Annotated in this window: 25 protein-coding genes; 23 read left to right on the top strand and 2 right to left on the bottom strand. The window is 66.4% G+C overall.

Annotated features, from left to right (window positions below; genetic code table 11):
* Positions 1-51: 51 nt before the first annotated feature.
* From AC1M2K_RS00310 to dapF, 15 genes are all read left to right on the top strand, one after another.
* Positions 52-861: a thymidylate synthase gene (locus tag AC1M2K_RS00310; protein WP_480239376.1), complete on the top strand. Its 810-nt coding sequence runs from the start codon at positions 52-54 to the stop codon at positions 859-861.
* Positions 858-1,376, top strand: coding sequence for a dihydrofolate reductase (locus AC1M2K_RS00305; protein ID WP_480239375.1), 519 nt, complete (start codon positions 858-860; stop codon positions 1,374-1,376). Before AC1M2K_RS00310 ends, AC1M2K_RS00305 begins: the two co-directional genes overlap by 4 nt.
* A 53-nt stretch (positions 1,377-1,429) precedes the next feature.
* Positions 1,430-2,407 carry a 4-hydroxy-tetrahydrodipicolinate synthase gene (gene dapA, locus AC1M2K_RS00300; RefSeq protein WP_480237430.1) on the top strand — a complete coding sequence of 326 codons (978 nt, stop codon included), beginning with the start codon at positions 1,430-1,432 and terminating at the stop codon, positions 2,405-2,407.
* 22 nt (positions 2,408-2,429) lie between these two features.
* Positions 2,430-4,106 carry a ribonuclease J gene (locus AC1M2K_RS00295; protein ID WP_480239374.1) on the top strand — a complete coding sequence of 559 codons (1,677 nt, stop codon included), beginning with the start codon at positions 2,430-2,432 and terminating at the stop codon, positions 4,104-4,106.
* Positions 4,107-4,222: 116 nt separating this feature from the next.
* A complete protein-coding gene (locus AC1M2K_RS00290; protein WP_480237428.1) occupies positions 4,223-4,714 on the top strand; it encodes an N-acetyltransferase family protein in 492 nt (163 codons plus the stop codon).
* Between the two features lie 75 nt (positions 4,715-4,789).
* Positions 4,790-7,594, top strand: coding sequence for an FtsK/SpoIIIE family DNA translocase (locus AC1M2K_RS00285; protein WP_480237427.1), 2,805 nt, complete (start codon positions 4,790-4,792; stop codon positions 7,592-7,594).
* 6 nt (positions 7,595-7,600) lie between these two features.
* The gene (gene pgsA, locus AC1M2K_RS00280) at positions 7,601-8,188 is read left to right on the top strand and encodes a CDP-diacylglycerol--glycerol-3-phosphate 3-phosphatidyltransferase (protein ID WP_480239373.1); all 588 of its coding nucleotides are present in this window, start codon (positions 7,601-7,603) and stop codon (positions 8,186-8,188) included.
* Positions 8,185-8,706, top strand: a complete 522-nt coding sequence (locus tag AC1M2K_RS00275) for a CinA family protein (RefSeq protein ID WP_480239372.1) — start codon at positions 8,185-8,187, stop codon at positions 8,704-8,706. Before pgsA ends, AC1M2K_RS00275 begins: the two co-directional genes overlap by 4 nt.
* 178 nt (positions 8,707-8,884) lie before the next feature.
* Complete coding sequence (locus AC1M2K_RS00270) at positions 8,885-9,193, top strand: helix-turn-helix domain-containing protein (protein WP_480237424.1); 309 nt, start codon at positions 8,885-8,887, stop codon at positions 9,191-9,193.
* Positions 9,194-9,274: 81 nt separating this feature from the next.
* Positions 9,275-9,499 carry a DUF3046 domain-containing protein gene (locus AC1M2K_RS00265; protein WP_480237423.1) on the top strand — a complete coding sequence of 75 codons (225 nt, stop codon included), beginning with the start codon at positions 9,275-9,277 and terminating at the stop codon, positions 9,497-9,499.
* A 277-nt stretch (positions 9,500-9,776) separates the two neighbouring features.
* Complete coding sequence (recA, locus tag AC1M2K_RS00260; RefSeq protein WP_480237422.1) at positions 9,777-10,880, top strand: recombinase RecA; 1,104 nt, start codon at positions 9,777-9,779, stop codon at positions 10,878-10,880.
* A 14-nt stretch (positions 10,881-10,894) separates the two neighbouring features.
* Positions 10,895-11,536 carry a regulatory protein RecX gene (locus AC1M2K_RS00255; RefSeq protein WP_480239371.1) on the top strand — a complete coding sequence of 214 codons (642 nt, stop codon included), beginning with the start codon at positions 10,895-10,897 and terminating at the stop codon, positions 11,534-11,536.
* Between the two features lie 40 nt (positions 11,537-11,576).
* On the top strand, positions 11,577-13,181 hold the full coding sequence (miaB, locus tag AC1M2K_RS00250) for a tRNA (N6-isopentenyl adenosine(37)-C2)-methylthiotransferase MiaB (RefSeq protein WP_480239370.1): 1,605 nt from the start codon (positions 11,577-11,579) through the stop codon (positions 13,179-13,181).
* 17 nt (positions 13,182-13,198) lie between these two features.
* Positions 13,199-14,107: a tRNA (adenosine(37)-N6)-dimethylallyltransferase MiaA gene (miaA, locus tag AC1M2K_RS00245; protein ID WP_480239369.1), complete on the top strand. Its 909-nt coding sequence runs from the start codon at positions 13,199-13,201 to the stop codon at positions 14,105-14,107.
* Between the two features lie 26 nt (positions 14,108-14,133).
* Positions 14,134-15,015, top strand: a complete 882-nt coding sequence (gene dapF, locus AC1M2K_RS00240) for a diaminopimelate epimerase (protein WP_480239368.1) — start codon at positions 14,134-14,136, stop codon at positions 15,013-15,015.
* A gap of 2 nt (positions 15,016-15,017) precedes the next feature.
* On the opposite strand, the gene AC1M2K_RS00235 is transcribed toward dapF, so the two are convergent.
* Positions 15,018-15,632 (bottom strand): class I SAM-dependent methyltransferase, encoded by a 615-nt coding sequence (locus AC1M2K_RS00235; RefSeq protein WP_480237417.1) that lies wholly within the window; start codon positions 15,630-15,632, stop codon positions 15,018-15,020.
* 41 nt (positions 15,633-15,673) lie between these two features.
* Between AC1M2K_RS00235 and hflX the strand changes: the two genes are divergently transcribed.
* From hflX to metE, 4 genes are all read left to right on the top strand, one after another.
* The gene (gene hflX / locus AC1M2K_RS00230) at positions 15,674-17,200 is read left to right on the top strand and encodes a GTPase HflX (RefSeq protein WP_480237416.1); all 1,527 of its coding nucleotides are present in this window, start codon (positions 15,674-15,676) and stop codon (positions 17,198-17,200) included.
* A gap of 230 nt (positions 17,201-17,430) precedes the next feature.
* Positions 17,431-17,712: a methylenetetrahydrofolate reductase gene (locus tag AC1M2K_RS00225; protein WP_480239367.1), complete on the top strand. Its 282-nt coding sequence runs from the start codon at positions 17,431-17,433 to the stop codon at positions 17,710-17,712.
* A complete protein-coding gene (locus AC1M2K_RS00220; protein ID WP_480239366.1) occupies positions 17,630-18,397 on the top strand; it encodes a methylenetetrahydrofolate reductase in 768 nt (255 codons plus the stop codon). The genes AC1M2K_RS00225 and AC1M2K_RS00220 overlap by 83 nt, the downstream gene beginning before the upstream one ends.
* Positions 18,394-20,727 (top strand): 5-methyltetrahydropteroyltriglutamate--homocysteine S-methyltransferase, encoded by a 2,334-nt coding sequence (gene metE, locus AC1M2K_RS00215; RefSeq protein WP_480239365.1) that lies wholly within the window; start codon positions 18,394-18,396, stop codon positions 20,725-20,727. Before AC1M2K_RS00220 ends, metE begins: the two co-directional genes overlap by 4 nt.
* 59 nt (positions 20,728-20,786) lie before the next feature.
* Here the strand turns inward: metE and lexA are convergent, their stop codons facing one another.
* The gene (gene lexA, locus AC1M2K_RS00210; RefSeq protein WP_480237414.1) at positions 20,787-21,515 is read right to left on the bottom strand and encodes a transcriptional repressor LexA; all 729 of its coding nucleotides are present in this window, start codon (positions 21,513-21,515) and stop codon (positions 20,787-20,789) included.
* A 274-nt stretch (positions 21,516-21,789) separates the two neighbouring features.
* On the opposite strand from lexA, the gene AC1M2K_RS00205 reads away from it, so the two are divergent.
* The 4 genes from AC1M2K_RS00205 to hisH are packed head-to-tail and all read left to right on the top strand — an operon-like array spanning position 21,790 to position 24,600.
* Positions 21,790-22,212, top strand: coding sequence for a LysM peptidoglycan-binding domain-containing protein (locus AC1M2K_RS00205; RefSeq protein ID WP_480239364.1), 423 nt, complete (start codon positions 21,790-21,792; stop codon positions 22,210-22,212).
* A gap of 53 nt (positions 22,213-22,265) precedes the next feature.
* Positions 22,266-23,348, top strand: a complete 1,083-nt coding sequence (locus tag AC1M2K_RS00200; protein ID WP_480239363.1) for a histidinol-phosphate transaminase — start codon at positions 22,266-22,268, stop codon at positions 23,346-23,348.
* Positions 23,345-23,953: an imidazoleglycerol-phosphate dehydratase HisB gene (hisB, locus tag AC1M2K_RS00195; protein ID WP_480237411.1), complete on the top strand. Its 609-nt coding sequence runs from the start codon at positions 23,345-23,347 to the stop codon at positions 23,951-23,953. Before AC1M2K_RS00200 ends, hisB begins: the two co-directional genes overlap by 4 nt.
* Positions 23,950-24,600: an imidazole glycerol phosphate synthase subunit HisH gene (gene hisH / locus AC1M2K_RS00190; RefSeq protein WP_480237410.1), complete on the top strand. Its 651-nt coding sequence runs from the start codon at positions 23,950-23,952 to the stop codon at positions 24,598-24,600. Before hisB ends, hisH begins: the two co-directional genes overlap by 4 nt.
* The last annotated feature ends 31 nt before the right edge of the window (positions 24,601-24,631 follow it).

Below are 24,631 nucleotides of genomic sequence, written 5' to 3'. Positions count from 1 at the left end.
TCGACAGGGTGAGGGGGCGCAAAGCGCGATCACTCGGTTAGCCTTGGAGCCATGGCTGCGACGATCCCCACCCCGTACGAGGACCTCCTGCGCGACACCCTCGAGAACGGCACGCGCAAGACCGACCGGACGGGAACGGGTACGACCAGCGTGTTCGGCCGCCAGCTCCGGTTCGACCTCTCAGAGGGTTTCCCGCTCATCACCACCAAGCGGGTGCACTTCAAATCGATCGCGTACGAACTGCTCTGGTTCCTCCGGGGCGAGAGCAACGTCGGCTGGCTCCGGGAGAACGGTGTCACCATCTGGGACGAGTGGGCGGATGTCGACGGCGAACTCGGTCCTGTCTACGGCGTTCAGTGGCGCTCATGGCCGACAGCGGGCGGCGACACGATCGACCAGATCTCCGACGTCATCGAAGCCATCAAGACCACTCCTGATTCCCGCCGCCTGATCGTGTCGGCCTGGAATCCGGCAGACATCCCCGACATGGCCCTCGCGCCGTGCCACGCCCTGTTCCAGTTCTATGTGGCCGACGGCAAACTGTCCTGCCAGCTCTACCAGCGCAGCGCCGACCTCTTCCTCGGCGTCCCGTTCAACATCGCCAGCTACGCACTGCTCACCCATCTCGTCGCCGAACAGGCCGGCCTCCAGGTCGGCGACTTCGTCTGGACCGGCGGCGACTGCCACATCTACGACAACCATGTCGAGCAGGTCACCGAACAGCTGCGCCGCGACCCCTACCCGGCCCCGCAGCTCAGGATCACGTCGCACCCAGACGACATCTTCGGCTACGCGTTCGACGACCTCGTCGTCGAGAACTACCAGCACCACCCGGCCATCAAGGCGCCGGTAGCGGTATGAGCCTCCCGCGGATCGGGCTGGTCTGGGCGGAGGCCGCCAACGGCACGATCGGCAACGCCGGTGTGCTTCCCTGGCACCTGCCCGAGGACCTCGCGCACTTCAAGGCCGTGACGCTCGGCAGTCCGGTCGTGATGGGCCGCAAGACCTGGGACTCGCTTCCCGAACGATTCCGCCCGCTCCCCGGACGGCGAAACATCGTCGTCACCAGGCAGCAGGACTGGCGCGCGGACGGCGTCGAGACCGCCGATTCGATCGCGGCCGCGCTCGCCATCGCCGGTGAGGGCACCGCCGGCGACGACGTGGTCTGGGTGATCGGGGGAGCGGAAGTCTTCTCGGCGGTCATCGACATCGCACAGCGTCTCGAGGTCACCACGATCCGCGAACCCATCGAGGGGGATGCCGTCGCTCCGGCCATCACCGAGAGGTGGCGTCTGGTCTCGACCGACCCCGTCGAGGGCTGGCACACGTCCGCCAAGGGAATCGAGTACCGGTTCCTCCGCTACGAATCCGACTGACGGGTCGGGACCGATGGGGCGCGCAGCCCCCGGCAACCGGTACCCTGATACCTGTGTCTAACGTCGTGAATCCCTTCGGTCAGGTCCTCGTAGCGCTCGTCACCCCCTTCACCGCCGACGGTGAAGTCGACTGGCCTGGCGTCGAGAAGCACATGGACGACGTGATCAACGCGGGTGCAGACGGCATCGTCGTCACCGGCACGACCGGCGAAACCTCCACGCTTACCGACCCGGAGAAACTGCGTCTCGTCGAGGTCGGCAAGTCCGTCTCGGCCGGCCGGGCGAAGATCATCACCGGCGGCGGATCCAACGAGACCGCCCACGCCATCGACCTCTATCGGCAGAGCGAAAGAGCCGGCGCCGACGGTGTCATGATCGTCACGCCGTACTACAACAAGCCGACGCAGGCGGGCATCCTCACCCACTTCCGGATGATCGCGGATGCCACAGACCTCCCGGTCATCCTCTACGACATCCCCGGCCGCACGGGCGTGCCGATCAGGTACGAGACCATCCTTCGCGCGGCCAAGCACCCGAACATCCTCGCGGTGAAAGACGCCAAGGGCGACTTCTCCGAAGTGAGCCGCGTGCTCAATCAGACCGACCTGCTCTACTTTTCAGGGGACGACGCCAACGCCCTGCCGCACCTCTCCATCGGTGCGGCCGGTCTCATCGGCGTCACAGCCAACATCGCCGCAAAGCCGTACCGCCAGATGGTCGACGCCGTCAACGCCGGCGACCTGGCAACGGCGACAGCGGCACACATGCAGCTCGAGCCTCTCGTCCGTGCCGTCATGACGCACGTGCCTGGAACCGTGGCCGCCAAGTACATCCTGCACGGGCTCGGCCGCATCGCCAGTCCGCGCGTCCGACTCCCGCTCGTCGGCCCTGAAGAGTGGGAAGCAGCCCAGATCGAGGACGAAATCGACCTCGTCAAGGACATCCCGGGAGTGGACTTCTCCAACTTCCGTCCAGACCGCAACGCGGCAGCCGGTGGCGCTCTGCCACAGGTGCACGGCACCACCCGCTGACGCACACATCCAAGGAGGGCATATGCCCACAACTATTTACAATCCGCCTGCCCTGAAAAAGGGAACGCTCCGCGTCATCCCGATCGGAGGCCTCGGCGAAATCGGCCGGAACATGACCATGTTCGAGATCGACGGCAAGATCCTCATCGTCGACTGCGGTGTGCTGTTCCCCGAGGAGCACCAGCCGGGCGTCGACCTGATCCTGCCGGACTTCACTCCGATCAAGGATCGTCTCGATGACGTCGTCGGAGTCGTTCTGACCCACGGTCACGAAGACCACATCGGAGCAGTTCCGTACCTGCTCCGCCTCCGCAAGGACATCCCGCTGATCGGATCCGGCCTCACGCTCGCACTCGTCGAGGCAAAGCTCAAAGAGCACCGCATCCAGCCATACAGCCTCACCGTCGCCGAGGGCCAGAAAGAACAGCTCGGTCCATTCGACCTCGAATTCGTTGCCGTGAACCACTCGATCCCGGACGCTCTCGCCGTGGCGATCAAGACATCGGCGGGCACCGTCCTCGCGACGGGTGACTTCAAGATGGACCAGCTCCCGCTCGACGGGCGGCTCACAGACCTCCGTGAGTTCGCACGGCTCGGCAAGGAGGGCGTCGACCTCTTCCTCGTCGACTCCACCAACGCAGACGTTCCCGGATTCACACCACTCGAGCGCTCCATCGGCCCGGTCCTCGAGCAGGTCATCTCCAAAGCCCCTCGCCGTGTGATCGTCGCGAGCTTCTCCAGCCACGTGCACCGCGTTCAGCAGGTGCTCGACGCTGCTCACGCCAATGGCCGCCGGGTCGCATTGCTTGGTCGCTCGATGGTGCGCAACATGACCATCGCCGCGGACCTCGGCTACCTCAAGGTGCCCGAAAACGTCCTCATCGACTACAAGAAGGCCAAGGACATCCCAGACGACAAGATCGTCTACATGTCGACCGGGTCGCAGGGCGAGCCGATGGCCGTCCTCAGCCGGATGGCGAACATGGATCACGCCATCGAGGTGGGAGACGGCGACACCGTCATCCTGGCGTCGAGCCAGATTCCCGGCAACGAGAACGCCATCTACCGTGTCATCGACGGCCTCACGAAGCTCGGTGCGAACGTCGTGCACAAGGGCAACGCCAAGGTCCACGTCTCCGGCCACGCCGCCGCAGGCGAGCTCCTCTACTGCTACAACATCATCAAGCCGAAGAACGTCCTCCCCGTGCACGGCGAATACCGCCACCTCGTCGCCAACGCGAAGCTCGCCATCGACACCGGCATCCCCGAGGAGAACACCATTCTCGCCGAGGACGGAACCGTCATCGACCTCAAGGACGGTGAAGCCCGTGTCGTCGGCCAGCTCGACCTCGGCTTCGTCTACGTCGACGGCTCGAGCGTCGGTGAGATCACCGACGCCGACCTCAAGGACCGTCGGATCCTCGGAGAAGAGGGCTTCATCTCGATCATCGTGGTCGTCGAGGCCCAGACCGGCAAAGTCATCGTCGGACCGGAGATCCACGCCAAGGGGTTCGCTGAAGACGACCGCGTGTTCGACGGCGTCAAGCCCAAGATCGAGCAGGCGCTTGCGGATGCCGCACGCAACGGCGTGCGTGACCCGCACGCACTGTCGCAGATCGTTCGGCGCACCGTCGGCCGGTGGGTCAACACGTCATACCGCCGCCGTCCGATGATCGTCCCGCTCGTCATCGAGGCATAGTCGGTCTGAGCTCTTGAGTTGCCCGGATTCGCGGGTTCCGGCCCGTCCGGACCCGTGAAACCGGGCAACTCGCGTTTGTTCATGCGGTCGAAACACGCGAGGCGTAGCATCGCGACATGGCCCGGTTCACACTTCGGGAGGCGACAGGCAGCGACGCACGCTTTCTCGGTGACATGCTCTTCGAGGCATCCGAATGGATGCCGACGCGGACGCGATCGCGCGTCGACGTGCTCGCAGGGCCGACGACCGCGAAGTACATCTCGGGGTGGAAACGACCGGGCGACGCAGGCACGATCGCCGTCGACTCCGCAGGCACGCCGATCGGTGCCTGCTGGTACCGACTGCTCCCGGCGCACGACCCGGGCTACGGATTCGTCGCGCCTGGCGTGCCCGAGCTGACGCTCGGTGTCGTCGCCGTGTGGCGGGCGCAGGGCGTCGGCCGTGCGCTCCTCGAGGCCGTCGTGTCGCAGGCCAGGTCGGCAGGTCACACTCGCATCAGTCTCAGCGTCGAACGTGCCAACCATGCGAGACGCCTCTACGTCAGCGAAGGTTTCCACACCGTCGAGTCCGGTGTGGACTCCGACACGATGGTGCTCATCCTGCGCTGAAGACGCGCGAGGCCGGATGGGACTGGCCCCGCGTCAATGCGGGGCAAACGACCCCTGCCGAAGTACCGTGGAACCATGGCTACGACTAGCAAATCGTCCAGCCGCGGTCGGAGCACGTCGGCGCGCGGAGGAGCACCGAGCGCCCGCAAGGCGCCGGCGAAGAACACAACGGCGAAGACCACCAAACTCCCGACAGCGAAGACTGTCGCGTACCCGACGGAACCGTCGGAGAACGTGTTCGTGAAGATGTGGATGGGCCTCGCCCACCTCGCAGGCGGGACGGCTCGGGCATTCGGCCCAGAACGGTTCGCCAAAGAGGAACGCCGCGACGGCATCCCGTTCCTCATCCTCCTGCTCGCGATCGTCGGCATGGTCGTGCAGTGGTTCGGTGTGAACGACACCGTCGCCCAGAACCTCAACGCCTTCACCTTCGGTGGCATCTTCGGTCGCCTGGCGTTCGCCCTCCCCGTCGTGATGCTGTTGCTGGCGATCTGGCTGTTCAGGCATCCGAGCTCAGTGAACGACAACGGGCGCATCGGCATCGGCCTGATCATCGTCCTCGTCGCCGTCGCCGGGCTCTGCCACACCTTCGGCGGGCAACCGAACCCCAGCGACGGGATGCCGGCACTCGCCGTCGCCGGCGGACTGGTCGGCTGGATCGTCGGCGCCCCCCTCGTGGCGCTCATCACCCCGATCGGCGCAGGGATCGTCCTGTCCCTGCTGGTGCTTCTCAGCCTGTTCATCATCACCAAGACCCCGCCGAACAAGGTGGGCGCGAGACTCAGGCAGCTCTACGCGTGGACCTTCGGCACCGACGTCCAGACGGACGAGGAACGCGAGGCCGCGAAACTCGAACGCACGAAGCAGGTCGAGCTCGACGGAATCGACGACGACGGTGACGAATCGCTGCCGTGGTGGCGACGCAACAAGAGTCAGCGCGAGGTCGACCCCGCATTCGATTCAGCACTGGAAGGCGACCCGCTCGCTGAGCTCCTCGGCGGACCGAGCCGCGGGAACGGCGAATTCGACTCAGCCCTCGAGGGCGAGGATGTCGACATGTTCGGCAACCCCATTCACGATGACGACGAGGCCATGACCGAGGTGATCGGCGACCTCTCGGCAGCGGAGGCGGCGCTCGGCACCTTCGCCGTCGGCGAGTCCACCTCCGGACTCCACGACGACGGCCCTGAGGGCGCCACCGAAGCCCTGCCCGGCATGGAGGGTCTCGGGCTGATGGACGACTCCGGCCCGCAGCGGATGGCCCGCCCGACGGCGCCGCCGGCTCCGTACCGTCTCCCTGCGGCATCCACCCTCGGCGCCGGAGACCCGGCCAAGACCCGCTCAGCAGCGAATGACGAGGTCGTCGTTGCCGTCACCAGCGTCCTCGACCAGTTCAAGGTCGACGCCAAGGTCACCGGCTTCTCGCGCGGCCCGACCGTGACGCAGTACGAGATCGAAGTCGGTCCCGGCGTCAAGGTCGAGCGGATCACCGCGCTGACCAACAACATCGCCTACGCCGTCGCGTCGAACGAGGTTCGTATCCTCGCGCCGATCCCCGGCAAGAGCGCCATCGGTGTCGAGATCCCGAACAGCGACCGCGAGATCGTCACCCTCGGTGACGTCCTCCGCTCGGCGAACGCCACGAAGAGCGTGCACCCGATGACCATCGGTGTGGGCAAGGACGTCGGCGGCGGCTTCGTCGTCGCCAACCTGGCCAAGATGCCCCACCTCCTCGTCGCCGGCTCGACCGGCTCGGGAAAGTCGAGCTTCATCAACTCGATGATCACGAGCCTGCTCATGCGGGCGAAACCGAGCGACGTGCGCATGGTCCTCATCGACCCCAAGCGCGTCGAGCTGACGTCATACGCCGGGGTCCCGCACCTCATCACGCCCATCATCACGAACCCGAAGAAAGCGGCGGAAGCGCTGCAGTGGGTCGTGAAGGAGATGGACATGAGGTACGACGACCTCGCCAGCTTCGGCTTCAGGCACATCGACGACTTCAACAAGGCCGTCGTGAACGAGGAGATCGTGCTCCCCGTGGGCAGCGAACGGGTGCTCAAGCCATACCCGTACCTGCTCGTCGTCGTCGATGAGCTCGCAGACCTCATGATGGTCGCGCCTCGCGATGTCGAGGACTCGATCGTGCGCATCACACAGCTCGCCAGGGCGTCCGGGATCCACCTCGTCCTCGCCACGCAGCGACCATCGGTCGACGTCGTCACCGGGCTCATCAAGGCGAACGTGCCTTCACGGCTGGCGTTCGCCGTGACGAGCGTCACCGACTCCCGCGTCATCCTCGACCAGCCGGGAGCAGACAAGCTCATCGGCCAGGGCGATGGCCTGTTCCTGCCGATGGGCACGAACAAAGCCATCCGCGTGCAGGGCGCGTGGGTGTCAGAGGCCGAGATCGAGAAGGTCGTCAAGCACGTCACCCAGCAGGCTCGCCCCGAGTACCGCAAGGACGTCGCCGCCGTCATCGAGAAGAAGGAAGTCGACGCAGACATCGGCGATGACCTCGACCTGCTGCTCGCGGCGACCGAGCTCGTCGTCGGCACCCAGTTCGGCTCGACGTCGATGCTGCAGCGCAAGCTCAGGGTCGGTTTCGCCAAGGCGGGACGCCTGATGGACCTGATGGAATCGCGCGAGATCGTCGGCCCGTCTGAGGGCTCGAAGGCGCGCGACGTGCTCGTCACCGCCGAACAGCTCCCAGGACTCCTCGCCAAGCTCAAGGGCGAAGACGGCCCGGCGTTCTCCGCGTCGTCGCACAGCGACGAGCGGTACGACGGCGACCAGGTCGACCAGCAGTTCGACGGATACGATGTTGTGGAGGGCGAATCCGACGAGGACGCCTGGAAGCTCACCGGCAAGGAGGAGTAGCAGGACATGACTCTTCCCCGTGCCGGAGGATCGCGATCCGCGAACCTCAATCTGCCGAACGCGATCACCGTCATCCGCATCCTCCTCGCTCCGGTCTTCATCTGGATGCTCCTGGCCGACGACGGCGCGGACGGCTGGCTCCGATGGGCGGCCGCCGTCCTCTTCATCGTGGCCATCGCCACTGACGGGATCGACGGCGCGATCGCCAGGAAGCACGGGCTGGTCACCGACCTCGGCAAGCTCCTCGACCCGATCGCAGACAAGATCCTCACCGGCGGCGCACTCGTGGCCCTCTCCATCCTCGGAGAACTGCCCTGGTGGGTCACCATCGTCGTTCTCGTCCGTGAGATCGGCATCACCGTGCACAGGATGATCGTGGCGACCGACCACGTCGTAGCCGCCGCGTGGATGGGCAAGCTCAAGACCGTGGCGCAGTCGGTCGCGATCTCGATCGCCCTCCTCCCGCTCTACCTCGTCGTCGGGGACTGGATCTTCTGGGTCAACGGCATCCTGATGACCGCCGCGGTTCTCCTCACGGTCGCCAGCGGCATCGACTACGTCCTCACCGCGCTCAGGGCAGCCAGACGGCCATGAACGCGAACGGCGGGAGCGACGTGGATCGAACGGCAGCACTGATCCGCCACCTCACCGCGCGGGGCCTCACCATCGCCGTGGCCGAATCGCTGACCGGCGGGCTGCTGGCAGCCGAACTGATCCGGCCGGCTGGGGCATCCGCCGTCGTCGCCGGGGGAGTGGTCGCCTATCACACCGACGTCAAGCATTCGGTGCTCGGTGTCGACGCCGCGCTCCTGGCCGAACACGGGGCAGTCCACCCGCTCGTCGCGGAGCAGATGGCGGCAGGTGCGCGAACCGTCCTCAGCGTCGACGGGCGACCGGCGGACATCGGCGTGTCGACCACAGGCGTCGCAGGGCCCGACCCCCAGGACGGACGTGCCCCCGGCACCGTCTTCCTCGGTCTGTCCATGGCGGGAGGGACCCGCTCGCTCGGTCTCACCCTGACCGGAGACCGGGACACGATCCGCAGGGATACCGTCGCAGCGGCGGTCGATTTCCTCACTGCGATCACCGGCGTGGGAGCCGGCGGATCCTGAGAGTTGGCCCTGACAGATTTCGGGTGGAATATCGCGTGTTGCGCTCCGGTTACAACTCTCAGACTCACAAGAAAAGATCAGTCAGAAACACTAAGGTTTGAGTACGGATGGGTGTAGTACTGTTTCCATCCACAGACTTACCGACGGTGAGGCTGACCGGCAGAGAAGGAGGGGTCAAATGATACTTGTTCGTCAAGAAATCGGCGACGTGCTTCGTGACTTCCGGCTGCAAAAAGGGCGGACTCTTCGCCAGGTTGCAAGCAAAGCGAGTGTGGCCCTCGGCTACCTCAGCGAAGTCGAACGCGGACAGAAGGAAGCGTCGAGTGAAATCCTCGCCTCCGTCGCCGACGCCCTCGAGACACCGATCTCGGTGATCATGCGCGAAGTCGGAGACCGCCTCGCGGTCATCGAAGGAATCGAACCGATTCCAGACACCGTCCCAGACGAATTCGTCGCCGAACTGGATGCCGATCTCGTCGCACGCTGACGATCGACCATCGACTGATACCCCGGAGTGCACACGCGCTCCGGGGTATTCCTCTGTCTGCGGCCCGTTACGCTTGATTCCGTGAAACTCAGCGAATTCAGGACGGCGATGACCACCGAGTTCGGTGGCGCATACGGGCGCGTGCTCGCCAGCGACCTGGTGTTGAGGGAGCTGGGCGGTCGAACCGCGAATGAGGCACTTGCTGCCGGCGAATCCCCGCGGGTTGTCTGGCTCGCACTGTGCCGGGAGACGGACGTTCCCGTCGAGCGTCGACACGGTGCAGGCGTTCCTCCGCCCCGGTCCTGACGGCCGCCGATCCGGCGCCGCGCTTCTTCGGCGAAATTGACTTCGACACGCCGCCGCATCTTTCTCGAACATCTGTTCGGGTTGGGATAGGCTCCATCACAAGGGCCTTTCGAGGTCGGATCGTCCACTGATTTCCTCCCTCCGACGCAATGTCGGAGGTGCACAATACAGTCGACACCGTCACCGACAGACGCTCCCAGCCTTGTCGTAGCACCGGATCTTCCGGGGCGCGACAGCCTACAGGCGCACCGATATCGACAGAAGAAAGAGGCATGACATGCCATCAGCAGCAGACCGCGAGAAGTCCCTCGAGACCGCCCTCGCCCAAATCGACCGCCAGTTCGGCAAAGGCTCCGTCATGCGTCTCGGCAGCGATGAGCGTGCCCCTGTCGCCGTCATTCCCACCGGCTCCATCGCCCTCGACGTCGCGCTCGGTGTCGGAGGACTTCCCCGCGGCCGGATCGTCGAGATCTACGGTCCTGAATCCTCCGGTAAGACCACCCTGACACTTCACGCGATCGCCAACGCACAGAAGGCAGGCGGCATCGCCGCCTTCATCGACGCGGAGCACGCACTCGATCCCGAGTACGCCAGGAAGCTCGGCGTCGACATCGACGCGCTGCTGGTCTCCCAGCCAGACACCGGTGAGCAGGCACTCGAGATCGCCGACATGCTCGTGCGCTCGGGTTCCATCGACCTCATCGTGATCGACTCGGTGGCGGCACTCGTTCCCCGTGCCGAGATCGAGGGCGAGATGGGCGACTCCCACGTCGGCCTCCAGGCGCGGCTGATGTCGCAGGCTCTGCGGAAGCTGACCGGTGGACTGAGCCAGACCAACACCACCATGATCTTCATCAACCAGCTGCGCGAGAAGATCGGTGTGTTCTTCGGCAGCCCCGAGACCACTGCCGGTGGTAAGGCACTCAAGTTCTACGCGTCCGTGCGCCTTGACATCCGTCGCATTGAAACCCTGAAGGACGGCACGGATGCCGTCGGTAACCGCACCAGGGTCAAGGTCGTCAAGAACAAGATGGCCCCGCCGTTCAAGCAGGCGGAGTTCGACATCCTTTACGGCACCGGCATCTCCCGCGAGGGCAGCCTCATCGACTTCGGTGTCGAGCACCTCATCGTGAAGAAGTCAGGCTCGTGGTACACCTACGACGGTGAGCAGCTCGGCCAGGGCAAGGAGAACGCGCGCAACTTCCTTCTCACCAACCCCGACGTCGCCGAAGAGATCGAGCACAAGATCAAGGTCAAGCTCGGTATCGGTGGTGCCGTTGCCGCGCCCGTCGCAGACGCAGCGGTCGAAGCAGCACCGGGCAAGACGGCCGCCGCAGGCAAACTGTCCGCAGACCAGCTCGCCGCCCGGCGCGGCGCGTAGGGCGGGGCACGGTCGTGGTCAGGTTCATCGACCCGCACGAGAACACCTCTCCTGACGGCGGCTCAGGCGCACACGACGCCGACGGAGAGAAGTTCGCGACCGTGACCTACCTTCCCGGTGTGGTGCCCGCAACAGACGTCGCTGACCCCGAGTTCCCTGACGCCGACCCGGAGGCCATCGAGTCGGCCCTGGTGCGTAAGCTTGCGCGGCGCGCGCTCAGTGAAGCCGAGATCCTCGCCTTCGGAGTGGCTGAGGGCCTCACCGCCCACCAGGCCAACTCGATCCTCGACCGGCTGCGCGAGCTCGGCTATGTCGACGACCGCGTGCTCGCGGAGCAGATGAAGCACGCACTCTACGAACGCAAAGGGCAGAGCAAGGCGGTCGTCGCCCGCGCGATGTCCGGGCGCTCGATCGAGCGCGACATCATCGACGAGGTGCTCGACGACATCGACCAGGGCGATGAGCTCAGCGCCGCGAAAGAGCTCGCTGCAAAGCGTGCGTCGCAGCTGACCGGGCTCGACAAACAGACGCTCGAACGCCGGCTCGTCGGGTTCCTGGCCCGCCGCGGCTACCCGGGCAACATCGTCCGTGAAGCGATCGCTCCGCTCCTCACCGGGCGCAACGCAGGAGGAACCTCCAACGTCCGGTTCCGCTGACCGCTCCGAGATCCGCGTCTGAACGTAGACTGGACCGATCATGAGCACGCTGCAGGAAACGCCCACAATCATCACCCCGTCGGTCGCGGCCGTCGACGCATCCGGGCACGCGCGCACCTATGAGGTCCGCACCTACGGTTGCCAGATGAACGTGCACGATTCCGAGCGTCTCGGCGGATCACTGGACGCGGCCGGCTACGTCAAAGCGGTCGGCGTCGAGCCCGATGTCGTCGTCATCAACACCTGCGCGGTGCGCGAGAACGCAGACAACAAGCTCTACGGCAACCTCGGCTACCTCGCGTCGGTCAAGAAGCGTCACGCCGGCATGCAGATCGCCGTCGGCGGGTGTCTCGCCCAGAAGGACAAGAACGTCATCCTCGAGAAGGCGCCGTGGGTCGACGTCGTGTTCGGCACCCACAACATGGGCGCCCTCCCGAGTCTGCTCGAACGCGCCAGGCACAACGACGAAGCCCAGATCGAGATCCTCGAGTCGCTCGAGACCTTCCCGTCCACCCTTCCGACCAAACGGGAATCGACGTACAGCGGCTGGGTCTCCATTTCCGTCGGCTGCAACAACACCTGCACCTTCTGCATCGTGCCGGCGCTCCGCGGCAAGGAGAAGGATCGCAGGCCGGGCGAGATCCTCGCCGAGATCCAGGCCCTCGTCGACGACGGCGCGATCGAGGTCACCCTCCTCGGCCAGAACGTCAACTCTTACGGCGTCGAGTTCGGCGACCGGCAGGCGTTCGGCAAGCTCCTCCGTGCGGCGGGCGCGATCCCCGGGCTCGAACGGATTCGCTTCACCAGCCCACACCCCGCCGCCTTCACCGACGACGTCATCGACGCCATGGCCGAGACACCCAGCGTGATGCCGCAGCTGCACATGCCCCTCCAGTCAGGCTCCGACCGCATTCTCAAGGCAATGCGCCGGTCGTACCGCAGCGAGAAGTTCCTCGGCATCCTCGACCGCGTTCGCGCCCGGATGCCGCACGCCGCGATCTCCACAGACATCATCGTCGGGTTCCCGGGGGAGACCGAGGACGACTTCCAGGAGACGCTTCGCGTCGTCGAGGCGGCGCGGTTCGCGACAGCGTTCACCTTCCAGTACTCCATCCGAGCGGGAACCCCGGCCGCCACGATGCCTGACCAGGTGCCGAAGGCCGTGGTCCAGGAACGCTACGAGCGCCTGACCGCCCTCCAGGACAGGATCAGCCTCGAAGAGAACCAGAAGGTCGTCGGCCGAGACGTGCAGCTCCTGGTCGCCGTGGGTGAGGGCAAGAAGGACTCCCTCACGCACCGGATGTCCGGGCGTGCCGAGGATTCTCGCCTGGTCCATTTCGACGTTCCCACCGGGTCAGAGATTCCGCGGCCAGGCGACGTGGTCACGGCACGGGTCAGCCAGGCAGCCCCGTTCTACCTGATTGCCGACACCGCAGACGGGCTGCCGCTCCAGGTCCGTCGCACGGCCGCAGGCGACGCCTGGGACCGGGCGCAGGCCGAATCCTGCGGCGTCCCGACGTCTCCGTCCTCATCGACAGCACCCGGCCGGGTGTCGCTCGGCCTGCCGTCCCTCCGGGTCGGCCCACCGGCATCCGTCGCAGGGGCGACCACCCCGATCTACGACCAGCTGGACGGTCAGCGCTGAACCCCGCAGCGGCCGGCGTGATCGCGATCATCGGTCCGACCGGCACCGGAAAGTCCGACCTGTCACTCGACCTGGCCGAGCGCCTCGCACGGTCGGGACACGGTGCGGAGATCGTGAACGCCGACGCCATGCAGCTGTACAGGGGCATGGACATCGGAACGGCGAAACTCGCGCAGGACGAAAGACGAGGCATCCCGCACCACCTGCTCGACGTGCTGGACGTGACGACAGAGTCCACGGTCGCGGCCTACCAGGAGGCTGCCAGGGCCGCCATCGACGGGATTCTCGCGCGCGGAGCGACGCCGATACTCGTCGGCGGGTCGGGGCTCTACGTGTCGAGCGTGCTCTACGACTTCCAGTTCCCCGCATCGGACAAGGCGGTCAGGGCGAGACTGGAAGGCGAACTCGAGGCCGAAGGCCCCGGCGCGCTCTACCGGCGGCTCGCCGCGCTCGATCCGGATGTGGCGGCACGCATCGGCTCGCAGAATGCGCGAAGGATCGTGCGGGCACTCGAGGTCGCCGAGATCACCGGCTCACCGGTCGCAGGTATGCTCCCCGGCGAACCGGTCTACTGGAAGCCCACTCGCATCCTTGGTCTCACCGCCCCGCGCGATCAGCTCGTCGGCAGGCTCGACGAGCGCGTTCTGCGGATGTGGCAGGGCGGTCTCCTCGACGAGGTATGTCGGCTCGTGCCGCTCGGCCTTGAGCGCGGCGTCACGGCGTCGCGGGCGATCGGCTACGCGCAGGCACTTCGGCAGCTCACCGGTGAAGCGACCGAGGAGGAGGCCATCGCTGAAACCCAGCAGCTGACGAGGCGGTATGCGCGCAGGCAGGTGAGCTGGTTCAGGCGGTACGCGGACATCGTCTGGCTGGACTACGACGCTTCCGATCTCGTCGACCGCGCGACGGCATCCGTTCAGGTCTGATTCCGCGCGAACCGTAGACTGGGGCAATGGCACTCACGCTCCCGTTCACCAAGGGCCACGGCACCGGCAACGACTTCGTCCTCTACGCGGACCCCGACGGGAACTCCCCGCTGACGGCCGAGCAGATCACCGCGATCTGCGACCGGCACTTCGGTGTCGGGGCAGACGGCGTGATTCGCGCTGTCCGCTCGGCGAATCTCGATGCAGGAGCGGCAGCCCTCCATGAGGACGAGAACGCGGAGTGGTTCATGGACTACCACAACGCCGACGGATCCATCGCAGAGATGTGCGGGAACGGCATCCGGGTGTTCGTCCGCTATCTCATCGACCAGGGCCTCGTGCAGCTCGAATCGCGCGACACGCTGGCCATCGGCACCCGGGCAGGCGTCCGCGACGTGCAGAGGTCGACGAACGGATTCCAGGTCGACCTCGGCCGGTGGGCCCTCGACGGCGGAGAACCGCTCGTGCGCGCCAAGGAACTGAAAGTGGCGCGCCCCGGCCTCGGGATCAACGTCGGCAATCCTCACGTCGTCGTCGCGCTTGCCGACGAGACCGAACTCGCGTCAGCCGACCTCAGCTACGTCCCCCGGATCGAACCGGAACCGATCGAGGGGGCGAACGTCGAATTCGTCGTGCCCCATGACCCGCTGATCACCGACGGCGTCGGGCGGATCACCATGCGCGTCCACGAACGGGGCAGCGGTGAGACCCTCTCCTGCGGAACCGGTGTCGCGGCGGCTGCACTAGCCACCAGGCACTGGGCCGGATCGACGGCACCCAACCAGTGGCGCGTCGACGTACCGGGAGGCACCCTCGGCGTACGGATGTTCGCCACCCAGGACGGCGAGCACGTCGGGCTGAGCGGACCGGCAGAGCTCGTCTACACGGGAACGCTCGAACTCGGCTGACCTCAGCCCTTGTGGCGAGCGGCCCGCAGGATGCGATAACCCTTGCTGATCGCTTCACGAGTGACGTCGAAGTCGTCGGCGAGGCGTTCCTGCAACCAGCGGTGAAGGCTGTCCGCGCCGAGGTTCTTCTGCACAACGAGCCACGCATCCGAGCCGGGCGCCAGTCGGGGAAGCCAGTACTCGAGCATCTCGTGCAGTGCCTGCTTACCGATCCTGATCGGTGGGTTGGACCACAGCGCGTCGAAAGCGATGTCGAGGGGAACCTGGTCGGGCAGCACGGCGCGGACGTTCTCGAGCCCGAGCTTCTCCGCGTTGAGCCGGACGAGGTCGAGCGAGCGCTCGTTGACGTCGACCGCCCACACGGTGGCATCCGGCGACGCCAAAGCCAGTGTGAACGAGATCGGTCCCCAGCCGCAGCCGAGGTCGAGGATGTCGCCGGCGGCCGGAGGGGCCGGTGCCTCGGCAAGCAGGATCTGCGTGCCGGGGTCGATCCGGCCGGGGCTGAAAATGCCGTTGGCCGTCGTGAGCTCCCTGTCGGCACCCGCGAGGTGCACCGTGACGGTCCTGAGCTTGAGCTCGGTGCCGGGCACGCCGGAGAAATAGTGATCGCTGGCCATACCGGAACGTTACTCGACAGCACGCGTTAGGGTTAACTCTGATGACCACTCCGAGCGATACCCCCGACCTTCCCGACGGCGACGACGCCGTGACTCGCGTTCTTCGGAACGCGGATACGCGCGCGTCCGGATACTCGCTGTTCGGTTCAGGGCAGGCGACTGCCCTCGGCACCGACTCCGACGGTGACACCGGCCATGACGGCGACCAGTTCGACCGCGAAGACCGCCAGGCACTGCGCCGCGTCGGTGGACTCTCGACGGAACTCGAAGACGTCACAGAGGTCGAGTACCGGCAGCTGCGCATCGAGAACGTCGTCCTCATCGGCATCTACTCGCAGGGCTCGCTGCAGGACGCCGAGAACTCTATTCGCGAACTGGCGGCCCTGGCCGAGACGGCCGGAGCAGTCGTGCTCGACGGCATGCTCCAGCGTCGTCCGAACCCCGACCCGAGCACGTACCTCGGCAAGGGCAAGGCCGAGGAACTGCGCGGCATCGTCGCCTCGCTCGGGGCTGACACGGTCATCGCAGACACCGAACTGGCGCCCAGCCAGAGACGCGCGCTCGAGGATGTCGTCAAGGTGAAGGTCATCGACCGCACCGCCGTGATCCTCGACATCTTCAGCCAACACGCGAAGAGCCGCGAGGGTAAAGCCCAGGTCGAACTCGCCCAGCTCGAGTACCTGCTGCCGCGTCTCCGTGGTTGGGGTGACTCGATGTCCCGCCAGGCCGGTGGCCAGGTAGGTGGCACAGGCGCAGGAATGGGCTCGAGGGGCCCCGGTGAGACGAAGATCGAACTCGACCGTCGCCGCATCCACACGCGGATGTCGAAACTTCGCAAGCAGATCAAGGGCTTCGGCCCGGCTCGCGAGGCCAAACGGGCCAACCGGCACCGCTTCGAGGTGCCCTCCGTGGCCATCGCCGGCTATACCAACGCGGGCAAGTCCAGCCTGCTCAACCGCATCACCAAGGCGGGTGTGCTCGTCGAGAACTCGCTGTTCGCGACGCTCGACGCCACTGTCAGGCGGACACAGACAGAGGACGGCCGGCTCTACACGATCTCCGACACGGTCGGCTTCGTTCGGAATCTTCCTCACCAGCTGGTCGAGGCGTTCCGTTCCACGCTCGAGGAGGTCGCCGAGGCGGATGTCATCGTCCACGTCGTCGACGGCTCCCACCCGGACCCCGCCGCCCAGCTGATGACCGTCCGTGACGTCATCGGCGACGTCGGGGCCCGTGACATCCCGGAACTCGTCGTCTTCAACAAGAGCGACCTGGTCGACGAAGACGGTCGCCTTCTGCTGCGCGGACTGGAACCCAACGCGATCTTCGCCTCCGCCAGAACCGGCGAGGGCATCGACGAGATCCTCCAGGCCCTCAGCGACTTGCTGCCGTCGCCGACCGTGCACCTCGACCTGCTCGTCCCGTACGACAGGGGCGACGTGATCTCGATGCTGCACCGCCGTGGTCGCGTCGAGCACCTCGACTACCTCGAGGAAGGCACCCACGTGCGCGCCCTCGCCTCGGAGGAACTCGCCGCCCAGGTGGCCGAGTTCGCTCGACCGGCCTGAAATCGCCGACTGTGACGAAATGTCACAGTTCGTCACGTATCCCTATACCGGCCACAGGCTGCATACGCTCGTCGTGATCGTTGTCCCACCGCGCCCGCAGCGGGACATGGAGCGACAGCCGAGCCCGGCGCCCGCCCGCGACACCCAGTGCACAGCCGTGTGGGGTCGCGGCTGCCCGGCACACGTACCGCAGGCAACCGCAGAGTCCCACCATCGCCGAAAGCGTTGCCATGACCTCTCCGGACCCTCAGCCTCAAACCGGCGTGCCGTTCTCGTTCGAGCTGTACCCCCCGCGGACAGCCGAAACCGGTGTGGCACTCGAGACGACGATCAGGCGACTCGCGGATGCCGGTCCCCGCTTCATCTCGGTCACCTACGGAGCCGGAGGATCGTCTCAGCGGTCATCCCTCGACGTCCTCCGTTTCATCCGTGACCACACCGACGTCGACCCGCTCGCCCTACCTCACCTGCGTCGGATCGACCGCCGCGGGCTCCAACCGCGTGATCCGTGAGTTCCTCGACGAGGGCATCACGAGTTTCCTCGCCCTTCGTGGTGACGCCCCGCATGGCGGCGAGGACGAAGTTCCGCTCGGCGACCTCCGCAGCGCCGCCGAGCTCGTCCAGCTGATCCACCGTGTCCAGGCCGAACGCGAACCGTACAGCGAATTCGACCTGCCAGGGCTGCCGAGCGCGAAGCGGGTGCAGCAGCGCCACAGGGTCAGAATCGGCGTCGCAGCCTTTCCCAACGGGCACCCGCGATCCAGGGGGACCGGTCAGGACATCGACACCCTCCTCGCCAAGCAGGCGGCAGGAGCGACGTTCGCGATCACCCAGCTGTTCTTCCACGCCGACGATTACCTCACCTTCGTGGAACGCGCGACGCTCGCCGGCGTCCGGATCCCGATCCTCCCCGGAATCATGCCGATCACCGGGCCGGGCAGGCTTCGTCGCGTTCTCGAACTCACCGGTGAGGAGATCCCCGCCGACCTCGCGGTTGCCATCGAGATCGAGCCGACCGAAGAAGGCAGGCGCCGGATCGGCATCGACCACGCCGTCAGCCTCGCGGCAGAGGTTCTCGACGGGGGAGCCCCAGGGCTCCACCTCTACGCGTTCAACCAGCACAGCACTGTCCTGTCTGTCCTCTCCCACCTCGGCATCCCTCTGACCCCATCACCCTCACGCAAGGAATTCGCATGACCGAACACACCCCATTCCCCACAGGGACGATCCTCGGCTATCCGCGCATCGGCCGGCGCCGTGAACTCAAGAAGGGCGTCGAGGCGTTCTGGGCGGGTCGCATCGACGCCGCCGAACTCGAGGCCACGGCCGCAGGGTTGCGCCGTGTCACGCGGGAGCGCCTCGCGGCGCTCGGTCTCGGCCGCACCGACTCCGCGATCCCTGAGAGCTTCTCGTTCTACGACCAGGTCCTCGACACCGCCGTCACCGTCGGTGCCATCCCGTCCCGTTTCTCCGATCTCGCGGATGCCGCCGGTCGCGTCGATCTCGCCGGGTACTTCGCCCTCGCGAGGGGCGAAGGCGACAGGGCCCCGCTGGAGATGACCAAGTGGTTCGACTCCAACTACCACTATCTGGTCCCGGAGATCGGCCGGGAGACGGCGTTCACACTCGCATCGGACCGGCTGGTCCGTGAGGTCGAGGAAGCCGTCGCCGCCGGGTTCGTGACCCGCCCTGTCCTCGTCGGCCCGGTGACCTTCCTGCTGCTCAGCAAGCCGAGCACCGACGCCCCGGCTGATTTTCGACCGTTGTCCCGTCTCGCCGAACTCCTCCCGGTGTACGCGGAGCTGCTGAAGCTCCTCGCCGCTGCCGGTGCCGAGTGGGTCCAGCTCGACGAGCCGGGTCTCGTCTCCGAGAGTTTCCTCGACGAGAGGACGGACATCCTCTCAGCGACCGAGGCGGCATACGAGTACCTCGGCTCCGTCGCAGGCAGGCCCTCCCTCTTCGTTGCCGCACCCTACGGAGCCCTCGGTGACGCGCTCGCGCCGCTCGCGGCCTCGCCGGTCGAAGCGCTCGGATTCGATCTCGTGCGTGCCGGCGTCCCTGGGCCCGTCCCCGGCCTCGAGCGGAAGATCCTGGTCGGTGGTGTGATCGACGGCCACAACATCTGGCGGGGCGACCTCGCCGGCGCCTTCGAATCGCTGACCGCCCTCAGCGCGCTGTCTCCGGCCGTCTCGGCATCCACGTCGACGTCGTTGATCCACGTGCCCCACGACGTCGACGACGAGCCGGGCCTGGATGAGCGGCTGGCAAGCTGGCTGGCCTTCGCCGTCCAGAAGGTCGGCCAGGTCGTCACGCTCGCAACGGGGCTTCGTGACGGTACTGACGCCATCCGCTCAGAAGTCGACGCGGCGTCCGCCGCTCTCGCCGACCGGCTGGCCGCCCCTGGAGTCCGGGACGGAGCGGTCAGGGGGCGCGAGGCAGCGCTCACCGCCACCGACTTCACCCGGGGTGACTATGCGGCCCGGGTTTCCGCCCAGGCGGCAGCACTCGACCTTCCCTTCCTTCCGACGACGACCATCGGTTCGTTTCCGCAGACGGGCGACATCCGACAGGCTCGGGCGCAGCACGTGCGCGGGACGCTGAGTGACGACGCGTATGAGGAGCGGATGCGCGAAGAGATCCGCCGGGTCGTCGACCTCCAGGAAGACCTGGGGCTCGATGTCCTCGTCCACGGCGAGCCAGAGAGAAACGACATGGTCCAGTACTTCGCCGAGAACCTCGACGGATTTGCGGTCACGACGAACGGCTGGGTGCAGTCGTACGGCAGCCGCTGTACGAGGCCCTCGATCCTCTGGGGCGACGTTTCACGGCCGAGGCCGATCACCGTCGACTGGAGTGCATACACCCAGTCGCTCACGGCGAAGCCGGTCAAGGGGATGCTGACGGGCCCGGTGACGATCCTCGCCTGGTCGTTCGTCCGCGACGACCAGCCGCTGGGCGAGACCGCCAGGCAGGTCGCACTCGCGCTCCGAGACGAGATCGCCGACCTCGAAGCCGCGGGTATCGGCGTCGTGCAGGTCGACGAACCAGCCCTGCGCGAGCTGTTGCCGCTGAGGAAAGCGGACCAGGCCGCATACCTCGACTGGTCGGTCGGGTCGTTCCGGCTCGCCACGGCAGGCGCGGCGGACGCCACCCAGATCCACACGCACCTCTGTTACTCCGAGTTCGGCGCAGTGATCGACGCGATCCGGAAGCTCGACGCGGATGTCACCAGCATCGAAGCGGCTCGGAGCCGGATGGACATCGTCCACGACATCCGGGATTCGGGTTTCGACCATGGAATCGGACCCGGTGTGTACGACATCCACTCACCCCGCGTCCCGTCCGTCGACGAGATCCGGGAGCTGATCGAGCTCGCCGTCGCGGAGATCCCCGAGCGCCAGGTCTGGATCAACCCGGACTGCGGTCTGAAAACCCGCGGATACGACGAGACCGTCGCCTCACTGGCCAACATCGTCGAGGCCACACGCGTTGTGCGCGCCCACGCAGGCACCGCGGTCACCGCGTAGCGCGGACGCACAAAAGGGCGCCCCGGCAGATGCCGGGGCGCCCTTCTGTCGATGCCGAATTAGACGGCGCGCAACACGGCCACGATTTTGCCCAGGACGTCGGCTTCATCGCCGAGGATCGGTTCGAAGCTGGAGTTGCGGGGAAGCAGCCAGGTGTGGCCGTCCCGCTGCCGGAAGACCTTCACCGTGGCTTCACCGTCGAGCATGGCGGCGACGATGTCGCCGTTCTCCGCCGTCTGCTGCTGGCGGACGACCACCCAGTCGCCGTCACAGATGGCCGCGTCGATCATCGACTCGCCCTGGACCTTCAGCATGAACAGGTCACCCTTGCCGACCAGCTGGCGGGGGAGGGGGAAGACTTCCTCGACCTGCTGGTCCGCCGTGATCGGCACACCGGCAGCGATCCGACCGACGAGCGGCACCATCGCCGCGTCACCGACAGGTGTCGTGTTCTCGAAGTCGACCTCTGAGGACTGCGAAGGAAGGTCGATCAGGATCTCGAGGGCCCGGGGACGGTTGGGGTCCCGACGGAGGTAGCCGCTGAGCTCGAGCTGGTTGAGTTGGTGCGTCACGCTCGACAGCGACGCCAGTCCGACCGCGTCGCCGATTTCGCGCATACTCGGCGGGTATCCCCGTGAGGTCACCGAACGCTGGATGACGTCGAGGATGGCCAGCTGCTTCTCGCTCAGGCTCTTGCGTCGCCTGGTCGTCGGCTTGTCCGCGAGCACTCGCTTCGGCTTGGCAGGTGTGCCGGCGGCACCGCCTGCTTCCCTGTTGCTGAGCGTCATGTCACTCCCGTCTGGCGGGCGGCCCCGGCCAATGTCAGTGGTCGCTGGTTGAGTACAACCAGTAGCGAAACTCTAACCGCAGCACAGCACCCGGACAAACATTTGTTCGAGTGTGTCGGCAAGAAAATAGCGAAAAGTCCGAATACGGACTTGAATGTTCGAACAATCGAATATATATTCGGAACACAGCTTCGTATCCGGCCCTCCCGGCCGAGGGCCGGATACGAATACTCCGAAGCACCGCAGACGCAGAACAAGCAGCAGGAGGCACACCATGAGCACAGCAGTCGTCACCCCGATCCGCCCGGCACTCTCACACCGCCCGGCCCCGGCACGACCAACAGCGGTGCCGACCATGGGCGCCACCTCCGCTTCCCGGTCAAACGGAAGGCTCCGCCTGACCCGTCGCGGTCGTGTCGTCTTCACCTCCCTCGCTGCGGCCCCTTTGATCGCTCTTGCCGCATACATCGGCATCAACGCGATGCCGGCGGTCGCCACGTCGAGTTCGAGTGCCGTCGTCTTCGAGTACGCGACGATCGAATCCGGCCAGTCCCTCTGGCAGCTCGCGTCGAGCATCGCCCCGGAGGCCGACCCCCGCGACGTGATCGCCGACCTCATGCGCCTCAACCAGCTCGACAGTTCGACCGTCTCGCCCGGTCAGCGCATCGCCATCCCCGAGCAGTACTCCACCAACTGACCTGGCCGCCGGGTCCGGCAGGGAGAGACGCTCCACGCCGGTAAACTCAGTGGGTGAGTTCTCTCGAGTCCCTGCCCATCCGCGATGATCTTCGCGGCAAGTTCCCCTACGGGGCACCGCAGAAGAGTGTGCCGGTGGCCCTCAACGTCAACGAGAACACGCATCCGATCCCTGAGGCCGTCGCTCGCGACATCGTGACCTCGCTGGCTTCGGCCGTCCTCCGCGCGAACCGCTACCCGGACCGCGAATTCAGCGCTCTGCGTGACAGCCTCGCCGGCTACCTCGGGCACGGGCTCACCCGAGACAACATCTGGGCCGCGAACGGGTCGAACGAAGTCCTCCAGCACGTGCTCCAGGCCTTCGGCGGACCGGGTCGCACTGTGCTCGGTTTCACCCCGACCTACTCGATGTACTCGCTCCTCGCCTCAGGGACCGGCACGACCTGGCTCGATGCCGGGCGTGACGCGGAGTACGAACTGACGCCGGCGACCGCCGAAGCCGCCGTCACCGCTGCTCAGCCCGACCTCGTCTTTCTGTGCTCACCGAACAACCCCACGGGCACTCCGCTCTCGCTGGAGACGATCGAAGCCGTCTACGACGCGACAGACGGCATCGTCGTGGTCGACGAGGCCTATTTCGAGTTCGCGCCCCACGACATCCCGAGTGCGTTGACGCTCCTGCCCGGCCGTGACCGGCTTCTGGTCTCGCGGACGATGAGCAAGGCGTTCGCGTTCGCCGGCGTCCGCGTGGGCTACCTCGCAGCGGACCCGGCGGTGACGGATGCCCTCAGGCTGGTCCGGCTGCCGTACCACCTCTCCGCGCTGACGCAGGCTGCGGCAACAGCGGCCCTTGCCCACAGCGCCGAAATGCTCGCGATGGTCGACGACATCCGTGAGCAGCGGGACCGGATCACCGCCGGGCTCACCGAACTCGGATTCCACCCGTACCGGAGCCACAGCAACTTCGTCCTGTTCGGCGGAGTGGACGACCCGCACGCCCTGTTCGAAGCGCTGCTCGAACGCGGGATTCTCATCCGTGACATCGGGCTGCCTGGCCAGCTGCGCGTCACAGCGGGAACCGAAGCCGAGACGACCGCGTTTCTCGACGCCATGGCCGCGATAGGCTCGAAAGCATGAGCACGCCACAGCGAACCGCCCGGATCCAGCGCGAGACGAGCGAATCGAGCATCGATCTGTCGATCAACCTCGACGGCACCGGCGTCAGTGACATCGACACGACCGTGCCGTTCTACGACCACTTGCTGACGGCGTTCGCGAAGCACTCCCTGACCGACCTCACCGTGCGGGCGAAGGGTGACATCGAGATCGATGTGCACCACACGGTCGAGGACATCGGGATCGCCCTCGGCCAGGCCATCAAGCAGGCCCTCGGTACCAAAGCGGGCATCTCGCGCTTCGGCGACGCGCTCGTCCCGCTCGACGAGGCGCTGGTTCAGGCGGTCGTCGACATCTCCGGGCGGCCGTTCCTCGTGCACACCGGTGAGCCGAGCGGATTCGAGTACCACCTCATCGGCGGCCACTTCACCGGTTCGATGGTCCGTCACGTGTTCGAGGCGATCAGCTTCAACGCGGCTCTGACCGTTCACGTCACCGTCCTCGGAGGACGCGACCCACACCACATCGCCGAGGCCGAGTTCAAAGCCTTCGCCCGTGCCTTCCGCCAGGCCAAAGCACTCGACCCCCTGGTCTCAGGCATTCCGTCGACGAAGGGCGCGCTGTGACGGCAGCGTCCCTCCCTCGCGTCGTCGTCCTCGACTACGGCAGCGGAAACGTCCACTCGGCGGTAAAGGCCCTCGAAGCGGCGGGGGCCTCGGTCGAACTCACCGGTGACCACCGGCGCGCGCTCGACGCCGACGGTCTCGTCGTGCCGGGTGTCGGAGCTTTCAGCGCAGTGATGCAACAGCTCGAGAAGTCCCGCAGTGCCGAGGTCATCGACCGCCGGCTCGCGGGGGGCCGCAAGGTGCTCGGGATCTGCGTCGGTATGCAGGTTCTGTTCGAGCACGGCGTCGAACGCGGAACGGACACCGAGGGTCTCGGTGAGTGGCCGGGAGCCGTCACCGAACTCGATTCACCTGTGCTGCCCCACATGGGCTGGAATACCGTCGATGCGCCCGAAGATTCGGTGCTGTTCGCTGGGCTGCGTGACGAACGCTTCTATTTCGTGCACTCCTACGCCGCACAGCACTGGACGCTCGACGTCATGCCCCCGTTCCCTCAGCCGCGCGTGACCTGGTCCGAACACGGCGCCCGATTCATCGCGGCCGTGGAGAACGGGCCGCTGTCCGCCACCCAGTTCCACCCCGAGAAGTCAGGGGAAGCCGGCATCCGGCTGCTGTCGAACTGGATCGGCACACTGACCACCGACTGAATACCCTGGGGCATACAGATGCCACACCCGA

This window comes from Mycetocola sp. Y171 (genome assembly GCF_056713165.1).
Note: the sequence above shows the minus strand (reverse complement) of the source record. Positions and strands in the feature narration are given on the sequence as shown.

Bases quoted from the DNA above. Each gene is read 5' to 3' on its own strand.
- AC1M2K_RS00290 (WP_480237428.1), top strand. From the start codon at position 4,223: ATGGCCCGGTTCACACTTCGGGAGGCGACAGGCAGCGACGCACGCTTT.
- lexA (WP_480237414.1), bottom strand. From the start codon at position 21,515: ATGACGCTCAGCAACAGGGAAGCAGGCGGTGCCGCCGGCACACCTGCC.
- miaB (WP_480239370.1), top strand. From the start codon at position 11,577: ATGAGCACGCTGCAGGAAACGCCCACAATCATCACCCCGTCGGTCGCG.
- AC1M2K_RS00225 (WP_480239367.1), top strand. From the start codon at position 17,431: ATGACCTCTCCGGACCCTCAGCCTCAAACCGGCGTGCCGTTCTCGTTC.
- recA (WP_480237422.1), top strand. From the start codon at position 9,777: ATGCCATCAGCAGCAGACCGCGAGAAGTCCCTCGAGACCGCCCTCGCC.
- dapF (WP_480239368.1), top strand. From the start codon at position 14,134: ATGGCACTCACGCTCCCGTTCACCAAGGGCCACGGCACCGGCAACGAC.
- hflX (WP_480237416.1), top strand. From the start codon at position 15,674: ATGACCACTCCGAGCGATACCCCCGACCTTCCCGACGGCGACGACGCC.
- AC1M2K_RS00235 (WP_480237417.1), bottom strand. From the start codon at position 15,632: ATGGCCAGCGATCACTATTTCTCCGGCGTGCCCGGCACCGAGCTCAAG.
- AC1M2K_RS00275 (WP_480239372.1), top strand. From the start codon at position 8,185: ATGAACGCGAACGGCGGGAGCGACGTGGATCGAACGGCAGCACTGATC.
- metE (WP_480239365.1), top strand. From the start codon at position 18,394: ATGACCGAACACACCCCATTCCCCACAGGGACGATCCTCGGCTATCCG.
- hisB (WP_480237411.1), top strand. From the start codon at position 23,345: ATGAGCACGCCACAGCGAACCGCCCGGATCCAGCGCGAGACGAGCGAA.
- AC1M2K_RS00310 (WP_480239376.1), top strand. From the start codon at position 52: ATGGCTGCGACGATCCCCACCCCGTACGAGGACCTCCTGCGCGACACC.
- AC1M2K_RS00205 (WP_480239364.1), top strand. From the start codon at position 21,790: ATGAGCACAGCAGTCGTCACCCCGATCCGCCCGGCACTCTCACACCGC.
- AC1M2K_RS00285 (WP_480237427.1), top strand. From the start codon at position 4,790: ATGGCTACGACTAGCAAATCGTCCAGCCGCGGTCGGAGCACGTCGGCG.
- AC1M2K_RS00270 (WP_480237424.1), top strand. From the start codon at position 8,885: ATGATACTTGTTCGTCAAGAAATCGGCGACGTGCTTCGTGACTTCCGG.
- AC1M2K_RS00305 (WP_480239375.1), top strand. From the start codon at position 858: ATGAGCCTCCCGCGGATCGGGCTGGTCTGGGCGGAGGCCGCCAACGGC.
- pgsA (WP_480239373.1), top strand. From the start codon at position 7,601: ATGACTCTTCCCCGTGCCGGAGGATCGCGATCCGCGAACCTCAATCTG.
- AC1M2K_RS00295 (WP_480239374.1), top strand. From the start codon at position 2,430: ATGCCCACAACTATTTACAATCCGCCTGCCCTGAAAAAGGGAACGCTC.